Below are 24,110 nucleotides of genomic sequence, written 5' to 3'. Positions count from 1 at the left end.
ATCGTTAATCTTCTAATAGGTAGGCAACTTTGTACTTCAAAGTTTTTAGTGAGTCTTCGGTAAATAACAACATCAAATCGCAATTTATATTGTGGTTTTCAATACCGTAACTTATCTCGATTGCTAAGGTACGTTGCCAACGTGGTTTGTTAGATTTAACCAGCTCTGATACATCTCTATGCTGACCCAGTACTATGGGATGCCCTTGGCTAAATGTCATATCAAGTTGTTTAGAGAGTCCAGTTAAAATAGCGCCAATAAGTATATTACTGATATCCATTAACAGCTCTAGCTCTACTTTTTCATTGAGCTCACCGTCGTAGTTCATTAGCGATGCTATTTCTTTAAAGCTCGAGTCATTTAAAAGTAGTAATGCTTCCCCTGAAACACCGCCGCCTATAAAGCCTTGGCAGATACCCGAGGTTGAGGTGCTGTTATCAATTGAGCGCAGCGCCATATCAAGCTCATTTACTTCTAGAATATTAACATTAGGTATGGGCAGCTTAACAAATACATTAAGTAACCTAGCGAGTAGGTCGCCTGCTTGCCCCATGGCCACGTTAGTAAGCTCTTGGTATATATCTCGTACATCAGGGTCTACCTGCTCACCTAACGAGTGCGCAAGGCGCTCTCGCATTGCTTTGTCTTTAATGCCATGATGTTCAATAATAGTGGCTAGCTTTTCTGCGGAGCAAGGTTTTTGAATAAAATCAATTGCACCTAGCTCTAATACGCGCTCATGTGCCGCCGGCTGAATATCGCCAGAAACCACCACAGTGAGCACATTAAGACCAAGCTCTCGTATCGCTATGAGTACTTCATAACCATCCATTTCCGGCATATTTAAATCAAGAAAAAGAATTTCTGGCTGTATTTTTTTTATTTGGTTTATACAATCTACACCGTCATGCGCAAATTCAATTTTAATATCCCAATCCACTGGTAAAGATCGAGCTAGTTGGCGTCTAGCTAATTTTGAATCATCACATATTAGTACCGATGTTGACATATTCTCTCTCTATTTTGACCCTGTTATAGGTATCAAACTGCATTAATAAAGGTTTAATTATTGTTTTTTATATACATATTTTTTACATATGTATGTTATATCAAAGTATACCTTGTTTACAATTTTTGATTAATAAATAAAAGCATCTACTTCTTCTGCTTGGTGAGCACTTCGCAGTATAATACACTTAACGCTATTACAGCCTGAATCTAAAAGGAAATACCCTATGTTTCGCTCGTTAATTTTTGCATTAAGTGCATTTAGTTCTGTGGCTTTTGCTGCCGATTATACCGAAAACACGCTTGATGCTGGCAAAGTATCCGCACAAGGTAAACCTGTTACTTTATTAGGTAAGGGAGTTGCTGTAGGCGATAGCGCACCAGAGTTTAAAGTGGTCGACGCTAACTTTACCCCTGTTACATTGAGTGCGTATAAAGGCCAAGCCGTTTTGATTAGCGTAGTACCTAGTTTAGATACCGGTATTTGCAGCCTACAAACTAAACACTTTAACGAAAAAGTAGCACAACAATTTCCAAACATAACCATGTTGACCATTAGTAGCGATTTACCTTTTGCGCAAAAACGTTTTTGCAAAGCTGAGAACATAGATAAGGTAATTGTGCTTTCTGATTCGGTATGGCACGACTTTGGTCAGAAGTATGGATTTATAATTAAAGATATGGGGCTACTAACACGCGCTGTACTTATTTTAGATAAAAACCATAACGTGGTTTATAAGCAATTAGTGAGTAACCTTGCAACTGAACCAGAATATGCCAGCGTGATTGAAAAACTAAAGGCACTTTAAATTAACCTAAACTCTGCACAAAAAAACCGCTAAATTTTACATTAGCGGTTTTTATTTAATAGAGGACTGTAAATTAGCCTAATAGCTCACCTAACTGTTTGCTAATAGCATCAACAGCTTGTGTACCATCTAGCTTATGATACTGGGTGTTACCCGCAGCAGCTTCTGCTTGGTAGTAATCAACCAATGGCATAGTTTGCTCATGGTAAATACCTAAGCGTTTACGTACTGTTTCTTCAGTATCGTCTGCACGAATAATAAGCTCTTCACCTGTTTCGTTGTCTTTATCTGCCACTTTTGGTGGATTATAAACAACGTGATAAACACGACCAGAACCTGGATGAACACGACGTCCACCCATACGCTCAACAATCACTTCATCAGCAACATCAAATTCAATAACGTGATCAACCACTACGCCATTTTCTTTCATCGCATCTGCTTGTGGAATGGTGCGCGGGAAACCGTCTAATAAAAAACCATTTTCGCAATCAGCTTTAGTAATACGCTCTTTTACTAAACCAATGATAATATCGTCAGAAATTAACTGGCCTGCATCCATTACTTTTTTTGCTTCAAGACCCAGTGGAGTGCCTTCTTTAATTGCTGCACGTAACATATCACCAGTCGAAATTTGTGGAATACCGTATTTATCCATCAAGTACTGAGCTTGAGTGCCTTTACCTGCACCCGGCGCGCCCAAAAGAATAATGCGCATATCATTGTCCCTTAGTAATAGTTTGTTTTTTGAAGCCTGAATTCTTCCATAAGCGCCGCCGATACTCAAGCAACTTATACTAATTGATAAGTCATTAGCGGGCTTATAGCGTATAAAAAAGGGAACTTAGGTTCCCTTTTAACTTAATCTTTAATTTTTTAAACTTATTTGCTTAATTCAAGCATAAGTTTATTTAAGCGAGTTACAAACCCTGTAGGGTCTTTAAGTGTGCCACGCTCTGCAAGTAACGCTTGGTCAAGTAATACATGCGACCACTGTGCAAACTTATCTTCGTCTTGCTCATCATTTAAATGCTTAACAAGTTGATGTTCTGGGTTTAGCTCAAACACAGGTTTTGCTTCAGGAGCGGCTTGACCAACCGATTCCATTAGCTTTTGCATTTGTGAGCTCATGTCGTTGTCATCGCTAACAACACATGCTGGAGAGTCGGTTAAACGATGCGTAAAACGCACTTCTTTAACTTCATCACCTAACGCAGTTTTAATACGCTCTACTAAACCGGCAACTTCTTTTTCAGACTCTTCTTGCGCTTTTTTAGTCTCTTCGTCGTCAAGCTTACCTAAGTCTAAATCACCACGGGTGATTGATTGTAGTTGCTTATCAGCAAATTCTGTTAAGTGGCTCATCATCCACTCATCTACACGGTCACTTAGCAGTAATACTTCAATGCCTTTTTTACGGAAAATCTCTAAATGCGGAGAGTTTTTCGCAGCAGTAAACGTATCAGCCACTACGTAGTATATTTTTTCTTGGCCTTCATTCATGCGCTCAACGTATTGCTCAAGCGATACATCTTGCGTTGCTGAATCGGTATGCGTAGAAGAGAAACGTAATAGTTTACAAATTGCTTCTTTATTAGCTGCATCCTCTGCAGGGCCTTCTTTGATCACTTGACCAAATTCATTCCAAAATACTTGGTAATCGTCCGCTTTGTTTTTAGCCATACGCTCAAGCATTTTAATAATACGCGATGTACACCCTTTACGAATAGCTTGCGTTACTTTGTTGTCTTGTAGAATTTCGCGAGATACGTTAAGTGGTAAATCGTTTGAATCTAATAAGCCTTTTACAAAACGTAAATAACTTGGCATGAATTGTTCAGCGTCATCCATAATAAACACGCGTTGTACGTACAGTTTTAAACCACTTTGGCGATCACGATTCCATAAGTCGAATGGCGCTTTTTTAGGGATGTATAACAAACTAGTGTATTCAGTTTTACCTTCTACCTTGTTATGCGCCCAACTTAGTGGATCTTCCCAATCGTGGCTTACGTGCTTGTAAAACTCTTTGTATTCGTCATCTGAAAGCTCTGACTTATCACGAGTCCACAGTGCAGTAGCGCGGTTAATACTTTCCCACTCACCTGGTACTGCTGGGATTTTTTCGCCATCTTCCCCTTCAGACTCTGGCACTTCTGCTTTGTACATTTGTACTGGGGTCGAAATATGATCCGAGTATTTAGTCACTATGCTGCGCAGGCGCCACTCATCAGCAAACTCTTTTTCTTCTTCGCGAAGATGTAGAATAATGTCGGTACCACGGCCTTCTTTTTCAATTTCTTGCAGCGTGTACTCGCCTTCGCCTTGAGACTCCCACTCGTAAGCAGTTGTTTCGCCAGCTTTACGGGTGCGAACCGTTACCAAGTCTGCCACGATAAATGCTGAGTAAAAACCAACACCAAACTGACCAATTAACTGCGAGTCTTTACTTTGATCGCCAGTTAAGTTTTTGAAAAACTCAGCAGTACCCGATTTTGCAATCGTCCCTAAAGAGCTTATTACTTCATCGCGGGTCATACCAATACCATTATCAGAAATAGTAATGGTGTTAGCTTCTTTGTCAGCGCTAATACGCACACGTAAGTCAGCGTCGCCTTGGTACAGATCACCTTGTGATAATGCTAAAAAGCGTAACTTGTCTGCTGCATCTGAGGCATTTGACACAAGTTCACGTAAAAATATTTCTTTATTAGAATAAAGAGAATGAATCATTAAGTTTAATAATTGTTTTACTTCTGTTTGAAAGCCTAATGTTTCTTTTTGTGCTGCAGTCATTTATATATCTCCAATTTGCAAAGTGTCTGCGTTATGCACTTAATATGGGGGGAGCTGCTAGAACTTCAAGGGAAAAAATAAAAAAAGTCCTAACCAATATTGTCTTAAAACTAAAACGTACCAGCGCATTGCATATGAATTTGTTCATTGCTTACCGGGTGCTGAAAATACAAATCACTTGCATGAAGCTGTAAGCGCGCTGCCATATGCTCGCTTTGTGCATTGTTATATAAATCGCACCCTAAAATAGGATGCCCTATAAACTGGCTGTGAATACGCAATTGGTGCGTACGCCCTGTAATGGGTGTAAATTGCACTAAGGTTCGCTGTGGTTGCGTTAGGCGCTGCAGCACTTTATATTCACTTACGGCTGTTTTACCTGTGGTTTCGCAGATTTTAACCCGCGGAAAAAGCAGTTTATCTTTTGCTATCGACGCACTAATTTGCCCTTCGTCGTCAATTAACCACCCGTGTAACATGGCTACATAGCGCTTTTTAATTGTACGCGCCTGAAACTGTTTATTTAGGTGCTTAGAAGCCGCCGCGTTTAATCCCACAATCATAATGCCTGATGTACCTAAGTCTAACCTATGCGGTAACTTAGCCTCAGGGTACGCAGCCGTAATACCTGTTTGCCCATTTACCAAACGATAATGCACAGAATCCCAATTGAGCGGATTTTTACCCGACAAACTCAACAAACCACTGGGTTTGTTGATCAGTAAAATGTCTTCATCGTGATAAACAATCTGCACGCTCTGATCACACTGCGGCGCGACAAAGTTATCAATAGCGCAGGGGGTTAAGTGATGAAATTCAGACATAGTCTTCCTAATAACACATAGCGCCACCTAGGCGGCATGTGTCTGGTTCAAAGTAAAGTGAGTAAATTACACCGGTAAAGCTGAGCGCTGATTAGCTGCTCTGCTAGGGATAACAATTGATACAGGGCCATTTATTAAAAGCAGATAGTAACATTTGTCGCTGTAAAATAACCCATGAATTGGTTAATCAGTGTGACTTAATAGGCAAAATGCAGCATCGCTTCAACAAAAAAGCTTTGATCTTTTTCTAAATTCGCTCTGTTACTCATATTTATATAGCTGGTAACCAGTTCAAAAGAGATTTTTTTTGTATACAAATACTGTGTTGTTAAGCTATAAGTATCGGCAATTTTAGCGCCTTTTAATTGCTCATTAGCAATAAATAGACTCCTGCCAGGACCAAAAATATCGCCCTGTTCGTTCACTCTAAATAATCGACGCATATCCAAACTAATATCAAATTTATCAGTAAGTTGAGCTTGCAATTTTGCGCCTATATGTTTGATATTTGTGGTAGAAAATATACCTGCCTCAGAATAATACGGCGCTTTTGCATATAAAGATCGAAAATATCCATCTTCATGCCCTGCCTCACCGCCCGTTGCATAACTTAAAGTAGGGCCAAACTTTAAGTTTGCGAAAGAATACAGCCCAGAAAACTGTGCAAACCATGCTTTAGTATGCTCACTCTTTACTATGCCGGTTTGATGAGCCACGTGAAAAGTGCTACTAAAACGGCCTAATTTTTTACGATATTGGGCTTCAATAGTGTGTCTGCTTTCGTTATTTTCTGCCGTGGTATCGCGGTACCACATGCTGTGCAGCAGTAATTCAGCTGTGCTAAAGTACACACCTGTTATTCTTTCAGAAGATAAATGTTTATCATCAAACACGCCTGTTTTGCTAGCCACAGCATAGCCATGGTATGCATTAATTTGCAGCTGGTTAAGGACGTTATTTTGATACATCACGCCATCGAAGCGTCTTCTTACGTTGGTACCTTCGCGCTTACCTAACAACCTTTGGTCTGCAACTGACCAAACTTGTCGACCTAATTTAATAGCATGATTAGGGCTTGTAACACTCAGATAGCCTTGATGCAGATCAAATTCATTATGCTCAAATGAATATTTTCCTTGTGCAAAAGAGGAATCATACGCAGCAATCGTTTCGAGATAAAATAAGCTATTATTACTAAGTGGCAGATCTGCCTTAAGTAGCAGTCGAGCGAAGTTGGTTGATAAATCAGTATCGGAGAGCTCATTATTTTCAATGTGTTGAAACTTAATACGTCCTTCAACGGCAACCTCAGCCAAAACACAACTACTAAGTAAAAGTAATAGTAAAGACAAACCATATCGAGTCATTTAACTTTCTCCGCACGCGACGACTAGCTAAGCTAGCTCATCAGTTAAACCTAAAGAACCACAATAATTGGTTATCTTTATTGTGTAGCTAAACGGATATTAATTTATTCCAGCCAAGCTATTTACGGTATCGGTGTTGTTTACACTAATTTTTTTGCAAACACAGCTGAAATTATAAGTGATTATTAAAAAGATCAATATTATAAAAAATAGCCTGTTACACTCTACTCACGAGAACGTAATGCCATTGTGCGTATAGTTCTTACTCAAACAGTAAATTACTCGAGGTTTTCAGCTAGTAAAAGCGAATGACATCCCAGATGCACCTACCAATAAAGCATTAAACACTGAGCACTCCTAATAGAGCCTTAAGGTATAAAATGATAAAAACGATAGCTTATTAAGTGCAGCAATCGTTGTGGCGTTAGTTTCAGCCACGGCTAATGCGAGCAGCGCATATGGATATGGATATGGAGTGAACTACCCAGCGACTAAAGATCACAGGGTTTTCTCGTTAAGTAATCGATAAAAATGCAGATCGTATTGCAGCAGGAACAAGTTTACTTGGTTACGATGTATATCGTACAAGCGATATACAGGGTAAATCTGATGGGTTTACTAAGATTAATGAGGCAATGATTGCTGCTAAAGGTTTGCAGATTGCCAAAGTGAAAAGTCGTCACCATTACGCGTTAACCGATACACTGCTATTAACAGAGAGAGTTATTAAACGTATAGTTCGTCACTCTAGTTATAATCCAATCTCAGCGGTTGCTTAGTCAGCCTATGTAACTTGAGCTCCGGATAATAAACTTAAATATAACTATGATTCAATACGTGAGTAAATCTCTTAACCAGAATTTATCCTAAGCGTCTTACGCGGTTATAATGCTATTAATTAAAGCGAAAATTAATCAGCCCACACAACATAAGTTATGTGGGCTGATTTAGTTATTCAAATAGCCGTGCTAGTTCAGTCTTGTGTTACCGCTCGTCTGCCACTAAAGGCATGCATTAACGTTGTCCCGTCGACTAAGTCAAGCTCACCACCTACCGGTATGCCATGGGCAATACGCGAGGCACCTACTTTGTATTTATGACAAAGCTGGGCAATATAATGTGCGGTGGTTTCGCCTTCAACCGTAGGGTTGGTTGCTAAAATCACCTCATTTATACCGCTTTGAGCCAGCTTTGTCTCTAAAACATCTAGGCCAATTTCTTTAGGGCCAATACCATCAATAGGCGATAAATGCCCCATTAATACAAAGTACAACCCTAAATATTGACCAGTTTGCTCTATAGCAAGTACGTCGCTTGGCGATTCAACAACACATAATATGCCGCTGTCTTGGCGTTTAGTACTTAAACAAATGTCGCACTGCGACTGCTCGCAAAAAGTGCGACATGACTCACAATGACCAACCGCCGTCATAGCTTTTGTCAGTGCATTGCCAAGTTGAGTGCCCCCTTTACGGTCGCGCTCTAGCAAGTGAAAAGCAATTCGTTGCGCTGACTTAGGGCCAATGCCCGGCTGACAACGCAATGCTTCTATAAGCTGAGTTAAACTAGCTGAAAGTTGCATATAGGCTTAAAACGGCATTTTCATACCTGGTGGTAATTGCATACCGCCAGTTACTTTACCCATACGCTCTTGTGTTTCGTCTGCTACACGGCGTACAGCATCGTTACATGCAGCTGCAAGTAAGTCTTCAATCATGTCTTTGTCGTCTTGCATTAAGCTCTCATCAAGCTCTACGCGACGAACGTTGTGATTACCTAGCATAGTTACTTTAACTAAACCGGCACCGGCTTCGCCTACAACTTCTAATGTTGCAATTTCGTCTTGGGCTTTTTGCATGCGATCTTGCATTTGCTGCGCCTGCTTCATCATGTTACCCATTCCACCTTTAAACATAACTTTCTCTCTTTCTTTTTTAATACATTAACTAGGTTACTAAATAAGGGCTGTTGTAATAAATTACAATGCCTGAATGCTGTTTTCGTCAATTTCGGCGCTAAATAGCTGCTGAAATTGTACTATATTATCGTCTGAGGTGATCACATCTATTGCTTGCTGATGACGACCTGCATCAATTTTTTGCTGAATTAAGTAAGGCGAATCAATCACCCCTTTAGCAAAATTAATACTCAGTGTTACATTGTGCTCATAAATACTGGATAACGCCGCATCAAGTCTTTGGCGTAGCATGGGCGTATCTAAATGTTTTTGTGATTCATCAACATCTATATGCAAATTATTGCCTTGCTTAGTAAAAATAGAGTGCAACGCAAACTGGCGCATACGCCCGCCTAATCCCATGCGTTTAATTAAATATGCCCACTCGTCTTGCTGATGCGCAAAGCGAATTTCGCTTATTGGGCTCTGAAAATCATCAGGCGCTGGAATGCTAGGCTGCGCTACAACAACTTCGGGTACTTTTTGCGGGTTAATTTGCTCAAGTAACTCAGGGGCTAAATTTTCGGTAATTGTTTGGTGCTTTGCTTTAAAGTCTATTTTTCGCTCAGGCTTTGACTCAAACTGAGCTTGGCTTGCTGCCTTGTTTTGGCTCCCCGCTAGTGGGAGCTGTGGCTTTTTTTCGCTCTCACCTGCGAAATCATTAGGCCACGGCGGCGGATTATCTGCGTGTGTTTGCTGCGCATTATTGTTAGCTCTACTGTGATTAATTGCATCGCTATTTGTTGTAACATTTTGCTCATTGCTGTTACTGCTATTAGCTGTAAAACGACTCGGGCGAGTGTTAGCAGAGCTTAAATTTGCTGTATTTTGCTGCTCCGTCTCTTTTGCATTTGAGAGCTTACCCGCACCCGATATATTTCTATCTCTTAAAATACGTGCAATAGCAGATTGCGCTCGCGCTTCTTGTTCGCTAATTGAGGTGGCTTGGCTTTGCTGAGCTTGCGCTGCCGTATTTGTTGCAGGGTTAAACCCTTGATCAACCGCACTACTAATAACATCATCAAACTGTGCAGCTAATGAGTGCTCTAAATTACTTTGCTGTAAGTAGGCTTCATCTTCGCTTTGACGCTGGGCTTGCTCGTCAGTAACGTCATTTGTATGCTGATGTTGCTGAGTTACTAATTGCTCACTCGCCGCTTCATTTGGCACAGCCGACACAATTGTTGGCTCTACTGCTTGCTCAACTGCTGGTACCGTAGTTGAAACCTGCTGCGTTGTACTAGAGTTATTATTAAGTGGATCGGGCGCTACGTTTTGCGGCTCTGATAGCTTAGCGACCTCAGCTGGTTTTGGCTCAATAATTTGTGGTTGCGTTGTATCATTATTTTGAGCTGTGCTTGGTAGCGGTTTACTTTTATTTAAAATATCACGTAAGGCACTAGCCTTTGTCGTATTACTTTGCACCGGCTGTGTATTTACAGCTACTGGTTGCTGACTTTGTGTATCAATTGGTTGAAACGCTAACAGCCTCAGCATAATCATTTCAAAGCCTAAACGAGGCTCTGGCGCCCATTGTAGATCTTTTTTACCGTTTAACAGTAGCTGATAGTAAATTTGAATTTGCTGTGGATTTGTATTTTGAGCAACATGCGTGATGTAATCGGCATTTGTTTCATCAAGGGCGGCAGCTTCAGGCACTAATTGGCTTAACTGTGTCAAATGCGTTAATGCAATTAAATCATCTAGTAAGGCCACATAATTAGGATTTCTGCTAGCAACATTAGCTACTTCTTTCATTAGCGCTGCGCCATCTTGGGCAAGTAACGCGGCTAGTAAACTTTGGCTATAATGGGTGTCCATTAAACCAAGCATAGTTTGTACAGCTTGGTTGTTAATATCACCATTAGTTTGCGCTATAGCTTGATCGGTTAAGCTAAGTGCATCTCGCATACTACCGTCTGCGGCTTTGGCAATAATACGCAAAGCATCGTCGTCAAAGTTCAGTTTTTCATGCGTCAGTACGTGTTCAAGCTGAGTTTTTATTTCACTTTGCGATAACGCATTTAAGTTAAATTGTAAGCAGCGAGATAATATAGTGACAGGTAGCTTTTGTGGATCGGTAGTCGCAAGTAAAAATTTCACGTGCTCAGGCGGCTCTTCCAACGTTTTTAGTAACGCATTAAAGCTGTGCTTAGAAAGCATGTGAACTTCATCGATTAGGTATACTTTATAACGGCCCCGTGTAGGCGCGTATTGTACGTTATCGAGTATTTCGCGAGTATCTTCTACTTTAGTGCGCGAAGCTGCATCTATTTCGAGTAGGTCAATGTAACGTCCTGCTTCTATATCTTTACAGCTACTACATTGACCACACGGATTTGCCGAAATGCCTTCATCACAATTTAAGCTTTTAGCAAAAATACGCGCTATTGTGGTTTTACCCACACCTCGGGTTCCAGTGAATAAATAAGCGTGGTGCAGTCTATTTTGCGTTAGCGCATTAACCAGCGCTTGTTTAACATGAGACTGTCCAACCAATTCATGAAAGGTTTGTGGACGCCATTTTCTCGCTAGAACCTGATAACTCATCGATTACTCGCCTTCGAATTCAACCAATTTTAGGATTTTAATACCCATTTTTGCGATACGCTTTTCACCACCAAGCTCTGGTAATGAAACAACAAATGCTGCATCAGTGGCTTCGCCACCTAATTTTTGCACTAATTTAATGGTTGCTTCAATAGTACCACCGGTTGCTAGTAAGTCATCCACAAGCAATACTTTGTCACCTGGAACGATAGCATCTACATGCAGTTCTAATGTGTCTTCGCCATATTCAAGTAGGTAGTCTTGACGAACAACTTCACGCGGCAGTTTGCCAGGCTTACGCACTGGAATAAATGGAATACCCAAAGCATAAGACAAGGGTGCACCAAAAATAAAACCTCGTGATTCAGTACCAATAATTTTGGTAAAGCCCTGATCTTTATATGCAGCAATAAAAGCATCGATAGTCGCTTTAAATGCATCTGGGTTTGCCATTAGTGTCGTTACATCGCGAAACATAATGCCCGCTTTAGGGTAATCAGCAATAGTAGTTATGCTGTTTTTGATAATTGCTGGTGTTACTTGAGTCATAATTTTAACTGCTCAATGGTTTATATTACAAAGCAGCTGATTATAACCTTAAGTGACCTTTGATTGCGAGTTTGACGTTATTATAAAAGGTGTTTTAACCGTTTCAGGCGAGGGGAAGTTTTATGAATAAGGCTGTTGGTAACAACAGCCTTGAGATAAATAATTAAGATAACACAGCAAACCAGCCAACAATTGCATTTAAGCAACCAATACCTACAAATATAGCTACGAAGCCAAAAAAGTACGCTGCATTGAACGGATCTTTAAATTCTTTATCATCTGACATTTTTACAACCTTTTATTAAGCACGACACATAAGGGCGTCATAATAAACGATGTAAAATAATCTATAAAGAGCTTAAGCTTGATTTTTTGTCACTATAATCCCAAGCTCAGCCATGGCACGTAAAGTAACAAGTGCGCCTTGGGCAATTTGTGCAGCGCTAAACTGCACAGCATGGCGGGTTACTTGCTCGCAAATAGTATCGAGTATCAAACCATCATGCTCACTTATAATCGATAATAACAAGGCTGTCATAGCATTAGTTGTTAAAAATTGAACTTCATCATCGCCATCGCGATATACAACAAAATAATTTGGCTGTGCTGATGGTTGTTGCGGCTGAAACTGCGTACTTATTGTTTGCACCGCAAATTGGTAACTTAAATTACGTGCAGTACTTGATAAGTACAAACGCGCAGAAGCAACCTGATCAGACGCTATGAGTTGCTCATTTTCAGCCTGCTGTGTAATAGCTACATCTAATTCAATCCATTCATAATGGGCAAGCTCGAGCATAAATGGCGGATCATATTTTTGCATCTCATAATTACTTGATAAATAATTAATGAACTCCCCTGCTATATCTAAAAAATACGGTGAGTGACAATCATATTCACTAAAAAATCGGCGAATAAGCATTTGCCATTGTTTATCGCTGTATAAGGTTTTTAACACCGGAAAACCCGACGAAATAAACCCAACAATATTATTAAAAAATAAATCGCGGTAAATCGCCATGCGTCTATCTTCAATCCCTTGCGGCTTTTTATTTTGGCTGGGTTTGCGAATATGCGCCATAAATTCGTTTTGTATTTCAATAAAGCTCATAACTAAATACTCCTTTTGCAGGCACTCTAGGTTCAGACATGCTTATTAAGCTCGCTGTTTGATTAATGATTTATCAAGGTATTTTGCTTGCAGGTTATGAATAATATCTAGCTCTTTGGTTAATACATTAATGGTCGGTATATTAAAATCTCGCTCGAGCAGCGTCGAAAATACACCGTGAGTTTGGTACGCTTTATCGAGTAACTGCCAAACTGGGTCAATTACATCTGCACCATGAGTATCTACAATTAGATCATCTGCTTCATTGTAATGCCCAGCTACATGGCCGTAAGCAATGCGCTGTGTAGGTAATCCGGTTAAAAAGGCTTCGGCGTCATAACCATGGTTTACTGAGTTCACATAAATATTATTCACATCGAGTAACAGCTTACAATCAGCTTGCTCTAAAATAGCATTAGTAAACGCCAGCTCTGACATTTTCTGTCCTGGGGCTGCGTAATAAGACACATTTTCTATAGCAATTTGGCGCCCTAATATATCTTGTACTTGTTCGATACGCGGCACTACATGAGCAATCGCTTCTAAAGTAAACGGAATAGGCATTAAATCGTACATATGCCCAGTGCCAGAGCAGTAACTTAAGTGCTCGCTGTAAATTTTTACATCATGTTCATCAAAAAACTTTTTTAGTGATTTTACAAATTCAATATCAATTGGCGCAGTTGAGCCAATTGAGAGCGATAAGCCATGACAAGCAAAACTATTAGCACTGGTTAATGCTTTAAATTGTTTTTTAAAACGCCCACCTAATTTCAGCCAATTTTCTGGAGCAACTTCCATAAAATCGACTTGTTTAGGTACATGCATTAGTAACTCGTCGAGCATTTCTCTGCGTAAGCCTAAACCAACCATACCTAAGTCAGTATTTATAATTTGTGTCATAACCACTCCCAACAAAAAGGGCCAACCGGCCCTTTATTCTATATGGTATTAAAGTATTTAACCTGAAGTAAAGTTATTCTACTTTAATAAATTTTAATGACCGCCACACTTACCTTCACCGCACTTGCCTTCTTTTTTGGCTTTTGCATCTACGCCACTTTTAGCTTCGCCACATTTGCCTTCTTTTTTAGCTTTTGCATCTGCGCCACATTTAGCTTCGCCACATTTGCCTTCTTTTTTAGCTTTTGCATCTGCGCCGCATTTAGCTTCGCCACATTTGCCTTCTTTTTTAGCTTTTGCTTCGCCGCCACACTTACCTTCGGTAGCATCTATTTGATAGCCGGTAACCATTTGTTGAAACTCAAAAGGATTGGCTTGCACATCCACAGATACAAAGCTTGCAGAGCCAACAACAACTGCACCTAGTGTTAACGCGATTGAACTTTTTTTGATTGTATTCATTATATGACTCTCTTTTTAATAAGATTGTATAACCAAAGAATTGGAAAATACGAGTATGTATTTAAGTAGACCTGTATAAAAATAAAAAATTTCATTTTAGTTTAATTAATTGTAAACTTTTTGGCTAAAGTAACTATGCGCGGTAATTACGGATTTATCAATTTATGATTAACGGTTACACTACACATCCCTTTATTTAGCCATAATTAATCTTTCTATGAAACTTGTTTTAGCACCGATGGAAGGTGTTGTTGACTTCAAAATGCGCCAACTTCTTACCAATATAGGTGGTTTTGACTTATGTGTGACTGAGTTTGTGCGTGTTGTTGATGCTTGCTTACCTGATAAAGTTTTTTATCGTTACTGTCCTGAACTTAGCAATAATGGCCTCACTAGTGCTGGTACACCGGTACGCATTCAGTTATTAGGTCAAGTTGCAGGTGCGCTTGCAGAAAATGCAGTTAAAGCAATTAGTTTGGGCTCCCATGGCATAGACCTAAATTTTGGCTGCCCTGCAAAAACTGTTAATAAAAGTAAAGGCGGAGCTGTACTGCTTAAAGATCCCGAGCACATGTATGAAATAATTAAAGCGGTAAGAGACGCCGTTGATAGCAAGCATCAAGTGAGTGCAAAAATTCGTCTTGGTTTTGATGATGACAGTAACAGCCAAGAAATAGTAGATGCTGTTGTCAGCGCTGGTGCAAGTAGTATTGCAATTCATGCTCGCACTAAACGTGATGGCTATAACCCACCTGCTTATTGGGAAAAGATCCCACCTTTAATTAAAGATAAAGATATTGCGGTTGTGGCCAATGGCGAAATATGGCAAGTAGCTGATGCTATGTTGTGCCAAAAACGCAGTGGTTGTACCGACTTAATGCTTGGTCGTGGTGCGTTATCTCATCCCGATTTAGCAAAAAAGATTAAAGCGAATATAAATAATGAACATTATGTAGGGCTCGAGTGGGAGCATATTCTTTATCATTTAATAAATTCTGCTATTCATCACGACCCGGCTAAAGATGAAAAGTACTTTGCATCGCGTACTAAGCAGTGGTTAGGCTACTTAAAGCGTCAGTACCCACAGGCAATAACATTATTTGACGAGATCCGCCGGTTAAAGGCCAAAGAAGATGTCGCAGAGGTACTAAGTAAGTATGCCAAAGCGCCACAGTTTGATGCAAATCATAACGCGTAAGTAAATCTACCTAGATAATACCCCTATTGCTCAATGCTAATTATAAAGGGGTTATACACGATGCAACATCAGCAAAGGTTAATTAATGAAATAGAGGAAGTAAAATTAACTATATTAAACTTACTTTCTCAATCAGCGCATCTATCTCATCAGCATTTATTATCTTTATTAACGCAAACAGTCAATGCAGAGTGGCTCGATTTGGCGGCGCAAAAACTAGGTCCCGAATACGGTGAATATATTCAACGAATGACCACTTTAGAGGCTGCTGTGAGTCAAATTGAGATAGGTCAGTACGGTTATTGCTGTGATTGTGAAGAGCCTATAACCACAGCATTACTCGAATTAGATCCAGCTACACAACGTTGTGAACAGTGCGCTAAATAAAGCGCACATTGAGCAACGTTAAGTCGCTGGAGCAGTTAAAGTAATTGCTGAGCAAAGCTAAATGCCTGCCCAGGGTAAAGCACTATATTTTTAACTAATCTTGTTGCATCTATTTCGCTAATGTTTAAACGCTTTATTAAGTTAACCTTTGCCTGTGGCAAGGTCCACGCATGAATATGCAATCCAACATCAGTTTCCATCATTGCTAACATTAGCGTTTTTTGCTGCGCTAAAAGTGATTTGTTTTCAGCTATAGCGGGTAAGTTTCTAAACCCCGACAACCAATCTAAACCTGGTACCTCTTTATCCCCATTAGTAAATTGCACCAAAAATGACTGTGGATAAATTTGGCTAACCTCCTGATTGGCTGGTTGTGTACTTTCCTCTTTTAACTGCTCATTTATAATAGTAAGCCACTCTAGCGGAGAGTGCACTGTACCACTAAAATAGTTTAGCTTACTTTGATACCACTCACTGCCATTAGCTAAACCATATAGCCCGACACTTCCTCTGGGGCTATATTGCACTAAATAATCTTTTAAAATATTAAGTTGAGCTAATAAGCTATTGGGTATGTTTTTATCGCTTAGTGCACTAAGCACATAATTTTTTATTAAATTGTGTTCAATTTTATTCAACTTTAAATTGCTTAATTGCGCACTTTCTAGTTGTCGCTGCACAAATTCAAGCCAATTACTTATATTTTGATAGTCACTCTCTGAACTTGCTAAGTTAAGTAAATTAACTAAAACATTTGTATGTGCTGGCCAGGCAAAGTAACGCTCAGGAAAACGCTCTGCAATAACAAGATAGTTAACCTGCTCAGTTTGCTGCTTGGTTAGTTGCATTTGCATTAAGCTTTGATAAATAGCGTGGCGTTTTTTTAAATACGCATCTGTAAAAGGCAATTGCTCACCACGCAGCCCTGCGTGTTTACTATTTTTTGGCTGATATAAAGCTAAGTTAAGCGATTTTAATGCGTGCTGCGCTTCATCAAACGATGTGTACTGCTGTGGTTGCTTAGAGCAAGAGGCCAAAAATAGACAAAGTAAAAATGAAAAAATAAGCGTTTTGTTCATGTTCATCCCAATAAAAAAAGCCCCAATGGGGCTTTTTAAAAATTGCTAATATACATTAAAAATTAAATTTTAACACCGTTGCGAGCGGCTTTATCTTTAATATATGTAGCCCAACCTTTTGCAAACTTACGCGTGCGAGGGTCATCCATAGCTTTAGTAATTGCAGCATGTGCTTGCTTATACTTAGCTTGGTAGTAGTACGCTTCAGCTAAATCTGAATAAATAGTGCCCTTTTTATCAGAGCCTAACTCTAGTGCTTTGTTCAAACGAACAACTGCAGCGCTAAAGTTTTCAGATTGTAAAAGTAACGAACCGGCTTTGCGATAAAGCTCAGCATCGTTATCAAATTTTGCAGCTTCTTCGTAATACTTAGCGGCTTTTTCAATATCTTTTGAACGATGGTAGTTACTAGCAATTGCACTGATATTTTGCTTAGTGCGTTGTACTTTTTCTTCTTTAACACCTTTTTCAAGCGTTAATGCTGCTTTATAAGGTATTTCGTTTAAAGAATAAAAGTTAGCTAGTACTTTGTATTCAACTTCGTTCTCAAAGTAACCGTTTTTGTATGCAACTTCCATAGTTGCTAGGCCTTTTTTGTAGTCTTCAGTTTGTAAGTAATACTTACCTAAGCCTACCCAAGATTTTTTATCATCTGGCCATACACGAACGATTTCTTCTGCAACTTGAACCATATTTTGATACTGCTTTTGTTCAAAATATGAAGCTAGCTTAAGTTGATAAGGAGCTTTTGTTGGCTCTTTTTCAAGCTTAATCGCTTTATCTGCAGGTTCTATAACATCCTTAAACTGTTTAAGTTCGTAACTTGCTTGCGCAATACGAGTATAAACTTTCGGATCTTCTTCACCTGTAAAGTCCATCCAATCAGCGTAGGCTTTTTTTGCAGCACTATATTGCTCAGTACCTGCATACATATCACCTAAGGTTTTTAAACCCTGTGCTTGATCGGCAAAGTTTAATACATCTGGTGCAATCGCTGCTTTCATATACTTAATGGCTGTTTTGTATTGCTCTTTTTGAGCATACATACTACCTAAGTAACGATTTACAGTTGCTTTGTCAAAATCGTTAGACGGATCTAACTCTTTAAGTAAAGCAAGTGCACCATCAACATCATCTTCATTATACAAGTCAAACGCTTTAATTACCTTTTTACCAGTACGCTCGCCCATGATTTTAGTTTTTGCTTTTTTACGCTCTTCAATTTTTGCGTAATTTGGCGCCGCTAAAACAGGTGCAGTCAAAGCTGCACCCGACACAGACATAAGAATTGCAAGAGCAGTTACTTTAGATAAATTTCTCATTACTCGCCTCCTTAGTTGCCTTGGTTAAGTTTAAAGTCTAATTGAACTTGTAAACCAACTTGTCTTTGTGGTTTACCGTCAATAATTTTAGGACGGTACTTCCACTTGCGCAATGCACGTTTAGCTTCACGGTCAAAGACACGTTTCGGGTCAGCGTCAATTACATCAACGTCAACCACGCCACCTAACTCATCGATAGTGAACGAAAGTTGAACCCAACCTTCTCTACCATCACGTGCTGCTTGCGTTGGATATTTTGGTTCAATTCGAACGATAGGTGTCGCATCACCATCTCGTCCAAATGCACCCGGACCACTTAGTCCACCTGCCGTGCTTCCCACATCGATGCTTGGCATATTAAATGACAATCCACCAGGATTAGGGTTGTTATTTTCCGGCTGTGGCGGCTGCGGTTTAGGCGGCTGCTTAGGCGGTGGAGGAGGAGGAGGCGGAACACGCCTTCTTTCCTGCACCTTAGATTCAGGCGGATTCGTCATTATTTCGACTATGATCTGCTCTTTTTGTTCAGTATTACGGTCAGCCCCACCAGAGATGAGGAATGCCATGAAGTAGAACAAGCCGAAAGTAACTGCCCCACCTGCAATCAGTGAAAACAGAAAACGAATCATTACTGATCTCCAGCGATTGAAATTCTTAGGTTATCACCCGTCGCTTTAATCTGGTCCATCACTTTAACTACCGTGCCGTGCTTAGCTTCTTTATCAGCTTGTATAATCACAACTTCGGTAGGTTGCTCTGCTAATAAACTTTCAATTTTTGCTGAAATACGTTCAACATCAATTTGTTGTTTATCAACCCAGATTTCGCCGTTACTACGTATAGCAATAAAAATGTTAGCATTTTTTTGCTTAGTAGCTTGGGCAGCTTTTGGTTTATTGACCTCGATACCAGCCTCTTTAACGAACGATGTAGTTACGATAAAGAAAATAAGCATGATAAATACGATGTCAAGCATCGGCGTCATATCGACCGCTGCTTCTTCTTCTTCACGAAAACGTTGTTTACGTGCCATATTTAATTCTCTCTCTAGTGATGAGGCATGTTATCTACAAGTTTGGCTTTCACCATTTTAGCTTTTGTCTCAAGACGTGAGCTAAAAAACACTCCAGATAGTGCCGCAACCATTCCAGCCATTGTTGGGATTGTTGCCATTGAAATACCTGATGCCATTAATCGTGCATTACCAGTACCTTGACTAGCCATGGTTTCGAAAACCGAAATCATACCCGTAACAGTACCTAACAAACCTATTAAAGGACAAACAGCTACTAATGTTTTAATCAACAACATACGCTGATCTAATTTTTCAGACGCTTCAGAAATCCATGCTTCACGGATTCTGTGTGCGTACCAAGACGTAGTGTCTTGGCGGGCATCCCACTTTGCAATAATTTCTTGCGATAAACGCGGAAACTCTGCAAGTAAGAACCAATAGCGCTCAATCATTAAAACCCACATCAGAAAGAGTGCTATCGCGACCACGTATAAAACCTGGCCGCCTGTGCCAACAAAATCCCTGATAGATTCCCATATCTCCATCAGGACTAGCATTAGGCTTTCTCCTTCTCCGCGTGAGTCGCAACGATACCTGCGCTTTGCTCATCTAGGATGTGTAATACCGACTTACTACGACCAGCTACAAGTGCGTGAAGTAGAATTAGTGGTAGTGCAGCAATTAGACCTAGCGCTGTAGTTACAAGTGCTAGAGAGATATTACCAGCCATGATCTTCGGATCGCCCGTACCGAACAATGTGATTGTTTGGAACGTTAATATCATACCGATTACTGTACCTAGTAGACCAAGTAATGGTGCGATTGCAGCAAGGATCTTGATAATGTTGATACCAGCTTCGATGCGTGGCGTTTCACGAAGAATCGCTTCATCAAGTTTAAGCTCAAGGTTTTCAACATCTTGATTCTTGTTGTCATGGTACACTTTAAGAATACGACCCAATGGGTTATTTGTATTCGGTGTAGCAACATTTTTAAGTTGGCTCTTAATTTTGCTTGTAGTAAGCGTAAGGTCAACAAAACGAATTAGAGTAATTAACATACCTAAAGCTAACAACGCAGTAATTATGTAACCTACTACGCCACCTTGATGGAAGTATTCCATAAGTGTTGCTTTTTGAGTGTTAATACGCAAAATCGCGCCACGTGTTGGATCCACATATACACCAGCATAGTTGTCAGGTGATGTTTTTTCAAGGTCTGCAATACCGTCTAAAATGTAGCTATCAGGCTGCTTACCAAGTGGTTGAATCGACTTTGTTTCTGGTGAATAAATTAAGTAACCGTCGTCTGTAACTAAGTTAAAGTTACCAATACGTGTTACTTTTTTCATTGACGGGTTACCGTCAAGACCAGCAACTTCAGTTTCAAAAGTAGAAACTTTAGCAGACTCTGTCATTTCAGTTTGAAGTGAAATCCAAAGCTCTTCTAACTCACGAACTGTAGGAAGCTCTTTAGCCGCAGCTAATGAACGTAATACTTCAGCACGACCTGGCTTTTCAGCACTTACTAATGACGCTTCGATAGAACCGATAGCATCTTGAGCTGCACGACGTACAACACCAAACATTTCACCAAGTGTACCTTGAGCATTTTGTAGTGCTTGCTCTTTCTCAGCTAGCGTGTTTTCGTTTTGTGCATACTCTTTAGTTAAACGATCGCCACGTGACTTTTCAGCAACTAATTGGCTTTTCGCTTTATTAAGTAATGATTGCTTGTCAGCACGTTCTGATAAGAACTCTTGCTCACGTTGCTTATTGATTTTACCTTCAGAGATACGCTCTTGCTTTACTTGCTCAAGAATTTTATCTAATGCATTCGTATTTGCGTGTGCATTAAGCGCGGTACCTGCAGAAACAGTTAGTACTGCTGCAACAGCAAAACCTTTAAATAGTTTCTTCATTATTGATTACTCCGCGCCAAAAATTGGTAGTTTAACAAGTTCTAGTGTCGCTTGCTTACGTGCCATACGGATCACTTCTTTAACAGGTTTTAGGTATTCTTCACCTAATTCTTTCCACTGTTTAGTGTTGTTATCCCAAACCCAAGCATGTTTTAAGTCAAATGACTGTGCAACATAAGTAATACGACCTAAACGACCGATATCAACGTTAATGCTACGGCCATCAACATCAAGCGTACCTTGTGAAGCATTTACAGCTGAGCTGTATGATGTTTCTACTGTGTAAGCTTCAAGTACTTGACGGAATTTCTCAGACGTTGTTACAGAAGAAGAAGACATGATTTCACGTAATCTTTCAACACGACCTAAGCGCGTTTCAAGATTAAATGGAACGTCCGCTTTGATGAATTGCTCAAGCGTATCGATCATGCGATACATCAGAGGCACAACGTTTTGTTTAGTGTTATCAATAGTTGCTATTTGACGGTCAAACGATTCAATAGACGCGTTTTGGTCATCAACCAAACGTGCTACGTGATCGTTGTACACTTTCATAAGTTCAGTCTCATCAACGATGCTACGGTACTCAGCTATTAGCTCTTGAGTTTGACCATATACATTGTCAATTTTAGTTTGAGACTTAACTGCAGCCTTTTGAATTTGCTGACCTGCTTGTTGCACGTCATTCAAAGGATCTGCAATCACATTGCTGCTTGCAAATGCAAATGCGCCAACCAACGCAGTTGCTACAAGACTCTTTCTGATTTTAACAGACATAGTTCCCAACCAATTAAGTAATGTTACTTTTATAATTTAATTATCAACCTACAAGAGGAAGACAACCCTGATATCTTTTAATAGATATCAACCTTTCAATAATGCTAAATGCAGTAAGTCATGTCAACTTGATGTTTAGCATTACCTATAAATAAATATGCATATGAACTAGTTATTTAATATACCAACCCGATAACATTAACATTATTGCAACCACTTTACCGCAAATACTTTCATGAAACCCTTTTGTAATAACAACATTCATAATTAACAACTTAAAAATAAACATTATTATAACATTTGATATTAACTATTTAGAGACTAAAAAAAAAATATAAATAACCTTCTATTATTTTATCTTTAACAAATTTTGAGCGTTTTATAGACGAAAACTCATTTGTACCATAGATAATCTACAACCCTCTTCATAATAACTATTGTGTATTACATTATAAAAAACTAATCATAAAGGTAGAATTCAAACAATAAATATGGCTTATCCATTTTTTAAAATGCAAAAATAATATCAATCATTACCACCCTATTAGCACAATGTTTATTTTTAATGTTTGCTACTAAAGCGGTATCTGCAGGCTTATTTTAGAGTAGTTGATAATTACTACATCCCCTAAGGCAATAATATTAATATGCTTAATTTAAAGGGTTATTTTAATGACGAGCAAGCCTCTTGTTCTTAATCAAGGCTTTATATTTCGTTGTTCTGAATCATTACTTTGCCATCACTTTCACTTAGTACGCTCGTGTGGTGACTAAAAATTACTTTTAACGCAGCTAGTGATGATTTAATTCTATAGTCTGATCATTTTTTATTAATTTAAAGTGATGTGGATTGATTAACACAGCATTAAAGCTAAGGAGTGCTTCCCCCTTAAACTATGAGGCTGGTAGTTTGTAATATCCTGTTGTAGCGCCTTTGTTCGCTCGCAGCACTTACATACGCAACTTACATGCGTACACAAGTTACTTTTAATAACTTTGACGACCTTTTATTAAAACTGCTTTAAATTCAGTGGGAGTAAATAACGAAGGGGGATTTAAATTAACTACGCACAAACAAAAATTAGTTACTCTTTTTAAGTTACTTTCAACACAGTGAAGAAGCTATTTAATCTTTTTTAATAATATTACCATTAAACTTTATAATCCATGATTTGCTGTGTTTGTGGTTATTTAAACTATAAATAGCAAATACATAAAGAATGATTTTATTTATTGAGTAATGGAATTTTTAAAAATTGTAATTATTAAAATGACGCATAACAACAGAGTGTTTAAGCTGATAAGTGATAATTAAAATATTTGGAAGTTAATATTTGGAGATAAATATTTGGATTTTATTTGCGGGAATGTGAATTATTTAAAAAGAAAATTATGGTGAAACAGTAGCCTGTTTCACCACGTTGAACGAAGGTTCACATAATAAATTATGCTGCTTCTACGTTCTCAGCTTCAGGGCCTTTTTGACCTTGCTTGATGCTGAATGTCACTGCTTGACCTTCGCTAAGAGTGCGAAAACCAGAACCAGTGATTGCGCTGAAATGTACAAACACGTCAGGACCATTTTCTTGTTCAATGAAACCAAAGCCTTTAGCTTCGTTGAAAAACTTTACTTTACCAGTAACCGACATACTAAATTTTCCTGTAAGTCAATAATTAAAATTCAGCCATATTATTATGGCAATATCCTCCTTGAATCAATGCTCAAAAATATGGAGGTACAGTACAGGAAGAAGTAATAACCAAACCGGTAACCTTAAACGCAGCACAACATCCGTAAATTCATTAGGCAAAAACTCAAAGCAAGTTAAGATTAGCACATTAAATTTTATTTCGCTCTATTAATTAGAAAATATTTATCAATAATGCGTTGTTTCTGATTTTTTTTCTTAAACGGTTAATTTAAAAGCAAATAAATATAGATTTTATCCTGTAATTGTCACCTTGCTGGCGATACTATTAAACGCTTTAGTATTTTCTATAATCATCTAACAATAAATCTAAAGCGCTTTTCTAAAATTACCAGCTGATTCTACCTAAACTTTAAACTCCGTTTA

General features: G+C 39.0%; 24 protein-coding genes. 3 read left to right on the top strand and 21 right to left on the bottom strand.

The annotated features are described in order from the left end of the window. Positions 1-4 precede the first annotated feature (4 nt). Positions 5-1,009: a response regulator gene (locus H5079_RS01110; RefSeq protein WP_011327894.1), complete on the bottom strand. Its 1,005-nt coding sequence runs from the start codon at positions 1,007-1,009 to the stop codon at positions 5-7. 226 nt (positions 1,010-1,235) lie between these two features. On the opposite strand from H5079_RS01110, the gene tpx reads away from it, so the two are divergent. Further along, positions 1,236-1,817, top strand: a complete 582-nt coding sequence (gene tpx, locus H5079_RS01105; protein ID WP_011327893.1) for a thiol peroxidase — start codon at positions 1,236-1,238, stop codon at positions 1,815-1,817. A gap of 73 nt (positions 1,818-1,890) precedes the next feature. On the opposite strand, the gene adk is transcribed toward tpx, so the two are convergent. The 12 genes from adk to H5079_RS01050 form a co-directional block, all read right to left on the bottom strand. Continuing rightward, the gene (adk, locus tag H5079_RS01100) at positions 1,891-2,535 is read right to left on the bottom strand and encodes an adenylate kinase (RefSeq protein WP_011327892.1); all 645 of its coding nucleotides are present in this window, start codon (positions 2,533-2,535) and stop codon (positions 1,891-1,893) included. A gap of 164 nt (positions 2,536-2,699) precedes the next feature. Then, entirely contained in the window at positions 2,700-4,613 is a 1,914-nt protein-coding gene (gene htpG / locus H5079_RS01095) for a molecular chaperone HtpG (protein WP_086993345.1), read from the bottom strand. 110 nt (positions 4,614-4,723) lie between these two features. Further along, on the bottom strand, positions 4,724-5,437 hold the full coding sequence (locus H5079_RS01090; protein WP_011327890.1) for an RluA family pseudouridine synthase: 714 nt from the start codon (positions 5,435-5,437) through the stop codon (positions 4,724-4,726). A gap of 197 nt (positions 5,438-5,634) precedes the next feature. Beyond that, a complete protein-coding gene (locus H5079_RS01085) occupies positions 5,635-6,804 on the bottom strand; it encodes an alginate export family protein (protein ID WP_182683245.1) in 1,170 nt (389 codons plus the stop codon). 973 nt (positions 6,805-7,777) lie between these two features. Beyond that, a complete protein-coding gene (recR, locus tag H5079_RS01080; RefSeq protein ID WP_182679204.1) occupies positions 7,778-8,386 on the bottom strand; it encodes a recombination mediator RecR in 609 nt (202 codons plus the stop codon). A 6-nt stretch (positions 8,387-8,392) separates the two neighbouring features. Beyond that, positions 8,393-8,719, bottom strand: a complete 327-nt coding sequence (locus H5079_RS01075) for a YbaB/EbfC family nucleoid-associated protein (RefSeq protein WP_011327886.1) — start codon at positions 8,717-8,719, stop codon at positions 8,393-8,395. A gap of 63 nt (positions 8,720-8,782) precedes the next feature. After that, positions 8,783-11,311, bottom strand: a complete 2,529-nt coding sequence (dnaX, locus tag H5079_RS01070) for a DNA polymerase III subunit gamma/tau (protein WP_182679202.1) — start codon at positions 11,309-11,311, stop codon at positions 8,783-8,785. A gap of 3 nt (positions 11,312-11,314) precedes the next feature. Next, a complete protein-coding gene (apt, locus tag H5079_RS01065; RefSeq protein ID WP_011327884.1) occupies positions 11,315-11,860 on the bottom strand; it encodes an adenine phosphoribosyltransferase in 546 nt (181 codons plus the stop codon). Between the two features lie 163 nt (positions 11,861-12,023). Next, complete coding sequence (locus H5079_RS18375; RefSeq protein WP_011327883.1) at positions 12,024-12,146, bottom strand: hypothetical protein; 123 nt, start codon at positions 12,144-12,146, stop codon at positions 12,024-12,026. Between the two features lie 72 nt (positions 12,147-12,218). Further along, the gene (locus H5079_RS01060) at positions 12,219-12,971 is read right to left on the bottom strand and encodes a DUF2063 domain-containing protein (protein WP_011327882.1); all 753 of its coding nucleotides are present in this window, start codon (positions 12,969-12,971) and stop codon (positions 12,219-12,221) included. A 45-nt stretch (positions 12,972-13,016) separates the two neighbouring features. Then, positions 13,017-13,844: a DUF692 domain-containing protein gene (locus tag H5079_RS01055; RefSeq protein WP_182683335.1), complete on the bottom strand. Its 828-nt coding sequence runs from the start codon at positions 13,842-13,844 to the stop codon at positions 13,017-13,019. Positions 13,845-13,967: 123 nt separating this feature from the next. Continuing rightward, positions 13,968-14,336 carry a hypothetical protein gene (locus H5079_RS01050; protein ID WP_182683244.1) on the bottom strand — a complete coding sequence of 123 codons (369 nt, stop codon included), beginning with the start codon at positions 14,334-14,336 and terminating at the stop codon, positions 13,968-13,970. A gap of 217 nt (positions 14,337-14,553) precedes the next feature. On the opposite strand from H5079_RS01050, the gene H5079_RS01045 reads away from it, so the two are divergent. Together H5079_RS01045 and H5079_RS01040 are read left to right on the top strand one after the other, a co-directional pair. Further along, positions 14,554-15,534 carry a tRNA-dihydrouridine synthase gene (locus H5079_RS01045; RefSeq protein WP_182678485.1) on the top strand — a complete coding sequence of 327 codons (981 nt, stop codon included), beginning with the start codon at positions 14,554-14,556 and terminating at the stop codon, positions 15,532-15,534. A 60-nt stretch (positions 15,535-15,594) separates the two neighbouring features. After that, a complete protein-coding gene (locus H5079_RS01040; RefSeq protein WP_089368028.1) occupies positions 15,595-15,921 on the top strand; it encodes a conjugal transfer protein TraR in 327 nt (108 codons plus the stop codon). A 35-nt stretch (positions 15,922-15,956) separates the two neighbouring features. Here H5079_RS01040 and H5079_RS01035 read toward each other — a convergent pair whose 3' ends face one another. The 8 genes from H5079_RS01035 to H5079_RS01000 all read right to left on the bottom strand — a co-directional run bounded on the left by H5079_RS01035 (position 15,957) and on the right by H5079_RS01000 (position 23,684). Beyond that, positions 15,957-17,000 carry a hypothetical protein gene (locus tag H5079_RS01035; RefSeq protein ID WP_011327877.1) on the bottom strand — a complete coding sequence of 348 codons (1,044 nt, stop codon included), beginning with the start codon at positions 16,998-17,000 and terminating at the stop codon, positions 15,957-15,959. A gap of 62 nt (positions 17,001-17,062) precedes the next feature. Beyond that, a complete protein-coding gene (locus tag H5079_RS01030) occupies positions 17,063-18,322 on the bottom strand; it encodes a lipopolysaccharide assembly protein LapB (RefSeq protein ID WP_011327876.1) in 1,260 nt (419 codons plus the stop codon). A gap of 11 nt (positions 18,323-18,333) precedes the next feature. Then, positions 18,334-18,951, bottom strand: a complete 618-nt coding sequence (locus H5079_RS01025; RefSeq protein ID WP_011327875.1) for an energy transducer TonB — start codon at positions 18,949-18,951, stop codon at positions 18,334-18,336. Then, positions 18,951-19,355 carry a biopolymer transporter ExbD gene (locus H5079_RS01020; RefSeq protein ID WP_007583867.1) on the bottom strand — a complete coding sequence of 135 codons (405 nt, stop codon included), beginning with the start codon at positions 19,353-19,355 and terminating at the stop codon, positions 18,951-18,953. The genes H5079_RS01025 and H5079_RS01020 overlap by 1 nt, the downstream gene beginning before the upstream one ends. A gap of 14 nt (positions 19,356-19,369) precedes the next feature. Next, positions 19,370-19,894, bottom strand: a complete 525-nt coding sequence (locus H5079_RS01015; RefSeq protein ID WP_011327873.1) for a MotA/TolQ/ExbB proton channel family protein — start codon at positions 19,892-19,894, stop codon at positions 19,370-19,372. Further along, positions 19,894-21,258 (bottom strand): MotA/TolQ/ExbB proton channel family protein, encoded by a 1,365-nt coding sequence (locus H5079_RS01010; RefSeq protein WP_011327872.1) that lies wholly within the window; start codon positions 21,256-21,258, stop codon positions 19,894-19,896. The genes H5079_RS01015 and H5079_RS01010 overlap by 1 nt, the downstream gene beginning before the upstream one ends. A 6-nt stretch (positions 21,259-21,264) precedes the next feature. Further along, positions 21,265-22,035 carry a DUF3450 domain-containing protein gene (locus H5079_RS01005; RefSeq protein WP_011327871.1) on the bottom strand — a complete coding sequence of 257 codons (771 nt, stop codon included), beginning with the start codon at positions 22,033-22,035 and terminating at the stop codon, positions 21,265-21,267. A gap of 1,445 nt (positions 22,036-23,480) precedes the next feature. Further along, positions 23,481-23,684 carry a cold-shock protein gene (locus H5079_RS01000; RefSeq protein ID WP_002961702.1) on the bottom strand — a complete coding sequence of 68 codons (204 nt, stop codon included), beginning with the start codon at positions 23,682-23,684 and terminating at the stop codon, positions 23,481-23,483. Positions 23,685-24,110: the final 426 nt, after the last annotated feature.

The organism is Pseudoalteromonas sp. SG44-5 (assembly GCF_014164175.1).
GTDB lineage: Bacteria > Pseudomonadota > Gammaproteobacteria > Enterobacterales > Alteromonadaceae > Pseudoalteromonas > Pseudoalteromonas nigrifaciens.
Note: the sequence above shows the minus strand (reverse complement) of the source record. Positions and strands in the feature narration are given on the sequence as shown.

Coding starts and splice junctions, on each gene's coding strand:
- H5079_RS01005 (WP_011327871.1), bottom strand. CDS start 22,035: ATGTCTGTTAAAATCAGAAAGAGTCTTGTAGCAACTGCGTTGGTTGGC.
- H5079_RS01045 (WP_182678485.1), top strand. CDS start 14,554: ATGAAACTTGTTTTAGCACCGATGGAAGGTGTTGTTGACTTCAAAATG.
- H5079_RS01050 (WP_182683244.1), bottom strand. CDS start 14,336: ATGAATACAATCAAAAAAAGTTCAATCGCGTTAACACTAGGTGCAGTT.
- H5079_RS01010 (WP_011327872.1), bottom strand. CDS start 21,258: ATGAAGAAACTATTTAAAGGTTTTGCTGTTGCAGCAGTACTAACTGTT.
- recR (WP_182679204.1), bottom strand. CDS start 8,386: ATGCAACTTTCAGCTAGTTTAACTCAGCTTATAGAAGCATTGCGTTGT.
- apt (WP_011327884.1), bottom strand. CDS start 11,860: ATGACTCAAGTAACACCAGCAATTATCAAAAACAGCATAACTACTATT.
- adk (WP_011327892.1), bottom strand. CDS start 2,535: ATGCGCATTATTCTTTTGGGCGCGCCGGGTGCAGGTAAAGGCACTCAA.
- tpx (WP_011327893.1), top strand. CDS start 1,236: ATGTTTCGCTCGTTAATTTTTGCATTAAGTGCATTTAGTTCTGTGGCT.
- H5079_RS18375 (WP_011327883.1), bottom strand. CDS start 12,146: ATGTCAGATGATAAAGAATTTAAAGATCCGTTCAATGCAGCGTACTTT.
- dnaX (WP_182679202.1), bottom strand. CDS start 11,311: ATGAGTTATCAGGTTCTAGCGAGAAAATGGCGTCCACAAACCTTTCAT.
- H5079_RS01110 (WP_011327894.1), bottom strand. CDS start 1,009: ATGTCAACATCGGTACTAATATGTGATGATTCAAAATTAGCTAGACGC.
- H5079_RS01040 (WP_089368028.1), top strand. CDS start 15,595: ATGCAACATCAGCAAAGGTTAATTAATGAAATAGAGGAAGTAAAATTA.
- H5079_RS01060 (WP_011327882.1), bottom strand. CDS start 12,971: ATGAGCTTTATTGAAATACAAAACGAATTTATGGCGCATATTCGCAAA.
- H5079_RS01000 (WP_002961702.1), bottom strand. CDS start 23,684: ATGTCGGTTACTGGTAAAGTAAAGTTTTTCAACGAAGCTAAAGGCTTT.
- H5079_RS01030 (WP_011327876.1), bottom strand. CDS start 18,322: ATGAGAAATTTATCTAAAGTAACTGCTCTTGCAATTCTTATGTCTGTG.
- H5079_RS01055 (WP_182683335.1), bottom strand. CDS start 13,844: ATGGTTGGTTTAGGCTTACGCAGAGAAATGCTCGACGAGTTACTAATG.
- H5079_RS01075 (WP_011327886.1), bottom strand. CDS start 8,719: ATGTTTAAAGGTGGAATGGGTAACATGATGAAGCAGGCGCAGCAAATG.
- H5079_RS01015 (WP_011327873.1), bottom strand. CDS start 19,894: ATGCTAGTCCTGATGGAGATATGGGAATCTATCAGGGATTTTGTTGGC.
- htpG (WP_086993345.1), bottom strand. CDS start 4,613: ATGACTGCAGCACAAAAAGAAACATTAGGCTTTCAAACAGAAGTAAAA.
- H5079_RS01085 (WP_182683245.1), bottom strand. CDS start 6,804: ATGACTCGATATGGTTTGTCTTTACTATTACTTTTACTTAGTAGTTGT.
- H5079_RS01035 (WP_011327877.1), bottom strand. CDS start 17,000: ATGAACAAAACGCTTATTTTTTCATTTTTACTTTGTCTATTTTTGGCC.
- H5079_RS01090 (WP_011327890.1), bottom strand. CDS start 5,437: ATGTCTGAATTTCATCACTTAACCCCCTGCGCTATTGATAACTTTGTC.
- H5079_RS01020 (WP_007583867.1), bottom strand. CDS start 19,355: ATGGCACGTAAACAACGTTTTCGTGAAGAAGAAGAAGCAGCGGTCGAT.
- H5079_RS01025 (WP_011327875.1), bottom strand. CDS start 18,951: ATGATTCGTTTTCTGTTTTCACTGATTGCAGGTGGGGCAGTTACTTTC.